The 8,594-nt window shown below is 69.8% G+C and carries 8 protein-coding genes and 1 pseudogene; all 9 read left to right on the top strand.

Annotation, left to right across the window (positions count from 1 at the left end):
- Nucleotides 1-803: galactokinase (galK, locus tag D7W81_RS37140; protein ID WP_120560108.1), on the top strand; the 803-nt coding region annotated here is incomplete at its 5' end.
- A gap of 105 nt (nt 804-908) precedes the next feature.
- Complete coding sequence (locus D7W81_RS37135) at nt 909-2,006, top strand: ABC transporter ATP-binding protein (protein ID WP_120560107.1); 1,098 nt, start codon at nt 909-911, stop codon at nt 2,004-2,006.
- The gene (locus tag D7W81_RS37130) at nt 2,003-2,938 is read left to right on the top strand and encodes a carbohydrate ABC transporter permease (RefSeq protein WP_120560106.1); all 936 of its coding nucleotides are present in this window, start codon (nt 2,003-2,005) and stop codon (nt 2,936-2,938) included. Before D7W81_RS37135 ends, D7W81_RS37130 begins: the two co-directional genes overlap by 4 nt.
- A gap of 4 nt (nt 2,939-2,942) precedes the next feature.
- On the top strand, nt 2,943-3,767 hold the full coding sequence (locus D7W81_RS37125; RefSeq protein ID WP_120560105.1) for a carbohydrate ABC transporter permease: 825 nt from the start codon (nt 2,943-2,945) through the stop codon (nt 3,765-3,767).
- An 18-nt stretch (nt 3,768-3,785) separates the two neighbouring features.
- Entirely contained in the window at nt 3,786-5,108 is a 1,323-nt protein-coding gene (locus D7W81_RS37120) for an extracellular solute-binding protein (RefSeq protein ID WP_120560104.1), read from the top strand.
- A 44-nt stretch (nt 5,109-5,152) separates the two neighbouring features.
- On the top strand, nt 5,153-6,331 hold the full coding sequence (locus D7W81_RS37115) for a glycoside hydrolase family protein (protein WP_120560103.1): 1,179 nt from the start codon (nt 5,153-5,155) through the stop codon (nt 6,329-6,331).
- 11 nt (nt 6,332-6,342) lie between these two features.
- Nucleotides 6,343-7,422 (top strand): glycoside hydrolase family 43 protein, encoded by a 1,080-nt coding sequence (locus D7W81_RS37110; protein ID WP_120560102.1) that lies wholly within the window; start codon nt 6,343-6,345, stop codon nt 7,420-7,422.
- Between the two features lie 10 nt (nt 7,423-7,432).
- On the top strand, nt 7,433-8,269 hold the full coding sequence (locus tag D7W81_RS37105) for a phytanoyl-CoA dioxygenase family protein (RefSeq protein ID WP_120560101.1): 837 nt from the start codon (nt 7,433-7,435) through the stop codon (nt 8,267-8,269).
- Between the two features lie 55 nt (nt 8,270-8,324).
- Nucleotides 8,325-8,594 (top strand): annotated as a pseudogene (locus D7W81_RS37100) (UTP--glucose-1-phosphate uridylyltransferase); the annotation flags it as partial.

Genomic DNA, 8,594 nt, shown 5'->3' with positions numbered 1-8,594 from the left:
GGGTGATGGGCGGGAACGTGCCGCGCGGCGCGGGGCTCTCCTCGTCCGCCGCCGTGGAGCTGGCCACGCAGCGTGCCTTCGCCACGGTGAGCGGCCTGCCGTGGCAGCCGGCCACCATGGCGCTGCTCGGCCAGCGCGTGGAGAACCAGTGGATGGGCCTCAACACCGGCATCATGGACCAGATGATCGTCGCGGGCGGACGCGAGGGCCACGCGCTGCTCATTGATTGCCGCGACCTGTCGCTCCAGCCCGTGCCGCTCCCCACGGGCGCCGTGGTCGTCGTGCTCGACACGGGGACGCGCCGGGGGCTGGTGGACTCCGCCTACAACGAGCGCCGGAGCCAGTGCGAGGCCGCCGCGCGCTTCTTCGGCGTCAAGGCGCTGCGGGATGTGGACGCGGAGACCTTCTCGAAGCGGGAGCAGGAGCTGGACCCGCTGGTGCGCCGCCGCGCGCGGCACGTCATCACGGAGAACGACCGCACCGTGCGGGCCGCGGAGGCGATGCGCGCCGGAGACCTCATCCAGCTGGGCCGGTTGATGGACGCAAGCCATGACAGCCTGCGCGACGACTTCGAGGTCACCAACGAAGCGCTCAACACCATCGTCCTGCTGGCACGGGCGGAGCCGGGCTGCTTCGGGGCCCGGATGACGGGCGCGGGCTTCGGCGGCTGCGCGGTGGCCCTCGTCGCCCCCGGTCAGGCGGAAGCGTTCGTCCAGAGCGTCCACGCGAAGTACACGCAGGCCACGGGGAACACCCCGCAGTGCTACGTGTGCCAGGCCGCGGAGGGGACGAGCGTCGTGTGACGTGCCCCCGGGTGGAGTCCTGAATCCCTCTTGTCAGTCCAGCGCCGGGGCCACGAGGCCCTGACGCTGTGCCGGGGCGCTTGCCGCCCCCCAGGAATGTGAACGATGGCGGATGTGCTGCTTCGGGATGTGCGCAAGCAATATGGCTCGCAGGCGGTGATTCATGGTGTCTCGCTCGAGCTGCGACACCGCGAGTTCATCGTCTTCGTCGGCCCCTCGGGGTGCGGCAAGTCCACGCTGCTGCGGATGATCGCCGGCCTGGAGCAGGTGAGCGGCGGTGAGATTTCCATCGGCGGGCGCCGGGTCAATGACACGCCGGCGGGCGACCGCGGCATCGCCATGGTCTTCCAGAACTACGCCCTCTATCCGCACATGACGGCGGCCGACAACATGGCCTTCGGCCTGCGCAACATCGGCACGCCGCGCGCTGAAATCGACGAGCGCGTGGCGGCCGCCGCGAAGACGCTGCAGATCGAACACCTGCTCAACCGCCGCCCCGCGCAGATGTCCGGAGGTCAGCGCCAGAGAATCGCCATCGGCCGCGCCATCGTCCGCCGGCCCGACGTCTTCCTCTTCGACGAGCCGCTCTCCAACCTGGACGCGGCGCTGCGGGTGCAGATGCGCGTGGAGCTGGTGCAGCTCCACCAGCGGCTGGAGGCCACCTCCATCTACGTCACCCACGACCAGGTCGAGGCGATGACCATGGCGGACCGCATCGTCGTCTTCCGCGACGGGCGCATTGAACAGGTGGGCACGCCGCTGGAGGTCTACCGGTCGCCCGCGAACACCTTCGTCGCCGGCTTCATCGGCGCTCCCAAGATGAACCTGCTCGAGGCGCGGGTGATGGCCGTCAGCCCTGGCCAGGTGGAGGTCGCCCTGCCGGGCGGCCGGGCCCAGCTCGCGGCGGATGGCCGCGCGCTGGCGGCGGGCGCGCCCGTCACCTTCGGCGTCCGCCCCGAGCACGTCCGGCCGACGTCAGGGGAAGGCATCTTCCGGGGGCAGGCGCGGGCCATCGAGCGGCTGGGGCGCGAGACGCTGCTGCACGTGGTGGGGCCGGACGGGGCCACGCTCATCGCCACCGACACGGGAGACAGCGCTGTCCGCCTCGGTGACACGGTGACGCTTGCGATTGAACCCGGCCATGGCCGGCTCTTTGGCGCGGATGGAATGGCCCTGCCGCCCGCCACCGCGAGCGCCGCATGAGTGTCCAGGCCACGAGTGTCACCCCGGCCCAGGCTCCAGAGGCCGGCTCGCGCAACGGAAGCCTTGCGCGCCATCGCAACGCCCTCTCCGGCTACGCCTTCCTGGCGCCCTTCCTCCTCTTCTACGGCGTCTTCCTGCTCTATCCCTTCGCGCTGGGCCTGTGGATGAGCCTGCACGACTGGGAGATCGTCGGGGACTTTCGCGAGTACATCGGCTTCTTGAACTACGTGGAGCTGTGGGACGATCCGTACTTCTGGGAGGCCCTCAAGCGCACCCTGCAGTTCGCCGCCATGACGGCCCCGGCCGCGACGTTGCTGGGGCTGGTGCTGGCCCTGGCGCTCCAGAAGCCGTTGCGCATCTACGCCGCGCTGCGGGCCGTCTTCTTCGCCTCCAACATCTTCTCCGTCACCGTCGTCACCCTGGTGTGGGCCATGGTGCTCAACCCCGACCGCGGCCTCATCGCCAACGGCCTGCGCGCGGTGGGACTTGCGCCCATCGCCTTCCTGGCCGACAAGGACTGGGCCATGCCGGCGCTGATGGTGACCTCCCTGTGGTGGACCGCCGGCCTCCCGATGGCGCTCTTCCTCGCCGGCCTCCAGCAGATCCCCCCGGAGGTCTACGAAGCGGCCCGGCTGGACAAGGCCTCGCGGTGGGCGGTGCTGCGGCACATCACGCTTCCGGCGCTCGCGCGCACCACGCTGCTGGTGGTGGTGCTCCAGACGGTGATGCACCTCCAGGTGTTCGGCCAGCCGCTGCTGATGACGCGCGGCGGGCCCGCCAACTCCACCCGGCCGCTGGTGCAGCTCATCTACGAGACGAGCTTCCGCGACTGGCGCTCCGGCTACGCCTCCGCCATCTCCACGGTGTTGTTCGTCCTGATGTTCGGCGTGGCGCTGCTGCAGTTCCGCCTGTCGCGGCAGGAAGGGGAGTGACGCGATGAACCGGACCCTGACGGACCGCCTCATCCTCGCCCTGGTGGTGGCCGCCGCCTTCGTGTGGATGATGCCGATGCTGTGGGTGCTGACCCTGTCGCTCAAGCCCAACGAGGAGCTGGTGCGCTCCACGAACGGCATCATCCCCTGGCCGCGCACCCTGGAGCACTTCGCCACGTTGCTGCGGGTGTCCTTGACGCCGCGCTGGCTGCTCAACAGCCTGGTGGTCGCCGTGGGCATGACGGCGAGCACGCTGCTGCTGTCGTCGCTCGCCGGCTACGCGTTCGCCCGCATCGACTTTCCGGGGCGCCGCGCCGTCTTCCTGCTGGTGATGGCCGGGCTCATGGTGCCCGAGCAGGCCATCCTCGTGCCCCTGCACGCCATGTTCGCGGACTGGGAGCTGCACAACACGTACTTCTCCCTCATCGCCCCCCGTCTGGCGGGGCCGATGGGCGTGTTCCTGATGACGCAGTTCTTCAAGGCCGTTCCCCGCGAATTGGAGGAGGCCGCGGAGCTCGACAACGCGGGCCGCTTCAAGGTCTTCTGGTCGGTGATGTTGCCGCTGTCGCGCCCCGCGCTGACGACGCTGGGCATCTTCACCTTCCTGTTCGCCTGGAACGACTTCCTCTGGCCCGTCGTCACCGCGACGCAGCCGGAGATGTACACGCTCAGCGTTGGATTGGGTTCGCTGCAGGGCAACTTCGCGATGTCGGAGGGGCTCGGGTTCCTGATGGCGTCGGCCGTGTTCGCCAGCGCCCCCATGCTCATCCTCTACGTCGTGTTCCAACGCTACATCGTGCAAGGCATTGCCATCACTGGCGGCAAGTAGCCGAACGGAGCCGCTCCCATGAAGATGAAGACGCTACTGCCAGCACTGATGCTGGCCGCGATGCTTGGCACCACCGCCGCGCGGGCCGGGACGGAAATCACCCTGTTCCGCTTCTTTGGCGGATGCAGCGACGCGTACGCCAACGTCACGGACGTGTCGAAGGCGGTGGGCGAGTGCGGCATCGTCCAGGTGCTGACCAACAAGTTCAACGCGGAGAACACGGACGGCATCACCGTCAAGACGCAGTCGGTGGAGTGGGGCGTCTACTACGACCGGCTGAGCGCCAACGTCGCGGGCCGCACCCCGCCGGACATCGCCGTCATGCACCGCAGCGTCCTGCCGAACTACCAGGTGCGCAACCTCCTGCTGCCGCTGGGCAAGGACTTCGCGGCGGTGGGCATCGACGTCGCGGACTTCGTGCCGGCGGCGCGCGAGGGCGTCACCGCCAATGGCGAGGTCTGGGCCCTGCCGTTCGACCTTCACGCCCTGCTGTGGCACGTCAACGCCGACCTGTTCATCCGGGCGGGGCTCGTGGACGAGAAGGGCCAGCCGAAGCTGCCTCGAAGCCCCGCCGAGTTGATGCAACACGCCGCGACGATGAAGGCGAAGACAGGCAAGTCCTACTTCGCCATCCCCTCCGGTGCGGACCCGATGCCCTCCTGGCAGTACCTCACCTGGGTCTGGCAGCAGGGCGGCAACATCGTGGACGCGCAGAAGAAAGAGGCGCTGCTGGAGTCGAAGGAGAGCCGGGAGGCGCTGCGCCTGCTCGACGCGCTCTACGCGGCAGGCTTCGCCAATCCCCAACACGACTACGCCTCCGCGCAGCAGGCCTTCCTCGCCGGAGAGGCGGCGGTGCTGGTGAACGGCACCTGGGGCGTGGACACGTACGCGGCTCAGGCCGCGACGGGGAAGTCAGGCCTCAAGAACTACGTCGTGCGTGACATGCCTTCCCTCTACGGCAGGGAGGCCGTCTGGTCCGACAGCCACACCTGGGTGATGCCGAAGCAGACGAAGCCGGATGCCGCGAAGCAGAAGGCGGCGCTCACCTTCCTGAAGTTCCTCAACGACAACAGCCTCCAGTGGGCGCGGACGGGGCACCTGCCGGTGCGCGCCTCGGTGCTCCAGAGCGCGCGGATGCGGGCCCTGCCGCACCGGGCGGAGTACACGCGCACCGCCACCATCGCCACGGCGCTGCCGCCCATCCAGTACCAGCGTGCACTCGGAGATCTGCTGGTCAACGAGCTGAACTCCACCTGGCTGGTCCAGAAGGATCCGGACAAGGCCCTGGCGGATTCCCAACGGGCGGCCGCAGCCATCCTGCGCCGCTCCCGGCGCAGATAGCCGCCTCCCATGCTCCCTTGCCTCCACTCGCATCACGTGTCCCTATGACTTCTTCCGTTCTTCCGCCGGACGCGACGCGCACGCTCGGCGACATCGTCGCGAACCTGCCGCGGGTTCCCGAGCCGCTCCTCGACGAGACGATGCCCGACCCCTTCGTGCTGCGGTTGACGGCGACGAGCCCCGGGGGCGCGCGCACCGCCGGCCTCTGGCTGATGGCCACCACCAATGATCAGCCGTTCGCCTTCCGGCTGTATCGCTTCGACGGTGGCCGCTGGGTGCCTCACCTGAAGGATGGGAAGCACTGTGCCCTCTTCCCCGAGGGGCGGCTGCCCGCGTGGTGGAACGCCGGCGAACTGGACCCGCTCTCGCCGGACCTTCCGCGGGACCTCGTCGTGGCGCGCTGGGCCCCTGAAATCGACGTGCGCCACGGGCTGCTCACGCTGCACTACACCGCGAGGGACCGCGCCGGCATCCTGCGCTCCGCCTACGCCACGGCCACCGCCATCGACGGTGAGTGGACGGACCATGGCTACCTGGACATCAACGTCCGCGTGAAGGACCTGGCGCCCGGCTACCCGGGCGGGCCCGCGGGTGAGAACCCGGTGGTCGGGATGATTGACGGCCACGTGGCCGCGGCCATCGACGCGCAAGGGACGGAGCGGACGTTCCTGCTCACCAAGGTGGACGGCAACGGGCTGCAGTGGACGGACCCGGTGACGGGGCAGCGCCACAAGGCGCCCACGCCCATCCTGTCGCACGAGTTCCGGCAGGAGGCCGACGGCCGCATCACGCTCCTGGGCCCGGCGAAGGTCCTCGTCACCAATGGCCCGCATCACGACGGCCTGATCGAGGGCCAGTTCGTGCTGAGCGAGGACGGCCAATCCCACCTCTTCTACAGCGCGGGCTTCTTCGGCAACGCCGAGTACCGCACGTACATCGCGAAGCTGGACCTGCTGGCGAACGAGGTGCGCGACGAGCGGCTCCTCATCGACAGCGGGAACCCCGCGCTCGGCGGGCAGTGGAATGGCCCGGGCCACCCCTCGTTCGTGCGGGTGGGCGAGGGCCTCTACGCGATGTACCTGCACGTGTGGCGCAACGGCACCGACTACTCCAAGGACGGGGACCAGCGCCGGGCCATCCAGTGCCATGTCGCCTTCCGGGACCTGGAGGGCCGCGTGTGTGAGCCGTTCCTCGTGGAAGAGCGCTTCTCCCCACCTGCCTGACGGAGCATCCGATGGGACTGCTGCCCCTGCTGGTCCTCGGCGCCGGACTGAGCGCCGCGACCTATTCCAACCCTGTCTTCGATGAGGACTTCCCGGACCCCACCGTCCTCGACGCGGGCGGGGGTTGGTACTACGCGTATGCCACGCAGGGCACCGTCGACGGCAAGGTGCAGAACGTCCAGGTGGCCCGCTCGCGGGACCTGGTGAAGTGGGAGCGCGCGGGCGACGCGCTGCCCGTGAAGCCCAGGTGGGCCTCGACGACGCAGATGTTCTGGGCGCCGGACGTCCACCGGCGCGGGCGCAGCTTCTTCCTGTACTTCTCCGCCACCCTGGACCCCGAGCGCGCGGCGGCCTTCAAGAAGGAGCAGGGCGCGGCGGACAGCCCGGAGGCTGTCTTCTGTCTGGGCGCCGCCACGGCGTCCAAGCCCGAAGGCCCGTTCCGCGACAGCGGGCGTCCGCTCGTGTGCGGGCTGTCCTTCGTCAACATCGACCCGATGGCCTTCGATGACGCGCGCACGAAGCGCAAGTACCTCTACTGGGGCTCGGGCTTCCAACCCATCCGCGTGCAGGAGCTGGCGGCGGACGGGCTCTCCTTCAAGAAGGGGAGCGCTCCCACGGAGCTGGTGCGCGCGGACAAGGGCGTCCCGTTCCAGGCCCTGGTCGAAGGCGCGTGGGTCGTCCAGCGCGGCGACTACTACTACCTCTTCTATTCGGGCGAGAACTGCTGCCACGGCCCGCTGCAGGAGGTGAAGTACGCCGCCCTGGTGGCGCGCTCCCGCACCCCCACCGGCCCCTTCGAGACGCTGGCGCAGGCGACGGGCGCGCCCGACAGCGCCGTGCTGCGCCGGAGCGAGGCGTGGATTGCACCGGGTCACAACTCCGTCTTCACCGACCGCGCGGGACAGGACTGGATTGCCTACCACGCCATCGACCTCCGGCGTCCCTACGTCGAGGAGGTCATCGGCAAGGACCGCTCGGTGCGCCGCCCGATGTTGATGGACCGGCTCACGTGGAAGGACGGGTGGCCTCGCGTCGAGGGCGGGGTGCCCTCGGCGGGCCCCGTGGCCGCGCCGTCGCTGACCGGCAAGTGAGCGAGGGAACATGACCACCGTGCACGCACCGCAGGGAACCCACGAACCGGCCGACCTCATGCGCGGCCTCTACGGCGACGGCATCATCGCCCTCAAGGGCGCCTTCCCACGCGACTGGGCGGCGCGGATGCGCGAGGACATCGAGCTGCTCTTCGACGAGGCCCAGAAGGTCCCCGGCGGAGCGCTGGCTCGCGGGCCGCAGCGCTGGTACGTGGAGGTGCACCCGGAGCGCATCCGAGGCTTCGTGGACATCGTCACCCACCCGTGGTTCGTCGCCGTCTGCGAGACGGTGCTCGGGCCCGACTACCGCATCGTCGAGGTGGGCTTCGATGTTCCCTTCCCGGGCGCGGCCGACCAGCCCTGGCACCGCGACTTCGCCGCGCCGGAGGCCACCACGAAGGGCCGCCGCCTCAACTCGCTGGCCTTCAACCTGACCGCCGTGGACACCCTTCCGGAGATGGGGCCGTTCGAGGTCGCGCCCGGAACGCAGTGGGATGCGTTCGAGGGCTGCGCCAAGGGCATGTTCCCCCCTCGCGAGCTCTGGCCGCGCTACATCTCCCGCGCGGTCCAGAAGCTGCCGCGCATGGGCGACATCTCCGCGCGCTCCGCCCTGACGATCCACCGGGGCACCGCCAACCGCTCGGACCAAGCGCGTCCGGTGCTGGTGGTCGGCGTGGATGCGCCGGACGCGACGAACGCCAACCACCATGACCTGCAGGTGACGCGGCGCTACCTGGAGTCCCTGCCACCCCGCGTCAGGGAGCACCTCACCTGCCGCGTGGTCGATGCGCTGACGACGGTGGTGCAGCATCACACCATCGAAGGGCTGCTGAAGCCCGCGTACTGACCCGGGCCTGTGGGGGGCCATGCGTTTCGGTGCAGGGCGCTCTATCCTCCGGCGCGTGAAAACCCAGACCCCGGATGTGGATGGAGCGCTTGATGACCCCCGGCTCGCGCGTGACGGCTTCGACGCGGCCATCTTCCGGGAGCTGATCGCCCGCTACCAGCGAGGGGAGCTGACGGAGTCCCAGTCCCTGGCGGGCCTCCTCGAACCGCCACGGCCGGGGGATGTCCAGCCGCTGCCGGGCGAGGGCACCCCTGCCCACGAAGCCTGCCGTGCGGTGGGGGAGGGGGCGTTCCGCGAGGGCGCGGTGGCCGCCCTGGTGGTGGCC

Origin of the sequence: Corallococcus aberystwythensis, assembly GCF_003612165.1 — a bacterium.
Classification (GTDB): Bacteria; Myxococcota; Myxococcia; order Myxococcales; family Myxococcaceae; genus Corallococcus; species Corallococcus aberystwythensis.
Note: the sequence above shows the minus strand (reverse complement) of the source record. Positions and strands in the feature narration are given on the sequence as shown.